This is a genomic window from bacterium (assembly GCA_024226335.1).
GTDB lineage: Bacteria > Myxococcota_A > UBA9160 > SZUA-336 > SZUA-336 > JAAELY01.
This window is the reverse complement of record JAAELY010000207.1, coordinates 1-559: the sequence shown is the minus strand read 5'-3', so window position 1 is coordinate 559 and position 559 is coordinate 1. Positions and strand designations below refer to the sequence as shown.

Genomic DNA, 559 nt, shown 5'->3' with positions numbered 1-559 from the left:
GGTCGGAATCGTCGGAATACGCAGACCCCCATGTCGTAGAGGCCGAACGGACCCGGTGGAAAGCTGCGGACCGGCCTACCATTCGTCGAATGCGTAGACGCCGAGCAGCCAGATCTCGACGCTGTAGGCCGCGTAATACGTCGCGATCCAGCCAATCTTCGCCAGCGACTGCTTGCTCAGGTTCCGCTTCAGGAGCTTGTTCAGCTCTTCCCAGATCGAGTCCTGCAGGTCCGGAGTGTTGGTGATCCCCGGCGTCGTCGTGGTCAGCATGAAATAGAGCAGGCCCACCACCAGATACACCGATCCTCAGGGTACGATCCGCGGGTTGGTGCTGATCGGCTTCTGGCTCGGGATCGTCAACATCGCCTCCAACATGGCCTACGATCTGCAGGCGCACTACGGCAATTTCTGGCTCGACTCCGGCCAGATGGACAATCCCAAGGGCTACTGGGACTCGGTATCGGACCGGGTGCAGCCGGCTCTCGGACAGCTCGACATGACCAAGGTGCCGAACGATTTCATCTGGTCCGACGGCGAGTCGATGAGCTATCCGCAGCGC

2 protein-coding genes are annotated in these 559 nt (G+C 60.8%); one reads left to right on the top strand and one right to left on the bottom strand.

What is annotated here, in order from left to right; all coding sequences use genetic code 11:
- Positions 1-75: 75 nt before the first annotated feature.
- On the bottom strand, positions 76-300 hold the full coding sequence (locus tag GY725_10560; protein MCP4004627.1) for a hypothetical protein: 225 nt from the start codon (positions 298-300) through the stop codon (positions 76-78).
- Between the two features lie 25 nt (positions 301-325).
- Between GY725_10560 and GY725_10555 the strand changes: the two genes are divergently transcribed.
- A partial coding sequence (locus GY725_10555) for a hypothetical protein (GenBank protein ID MCP4004626.1) occupies positions 326-559 on the top strand: 234 nt, incomplete at its 3' end.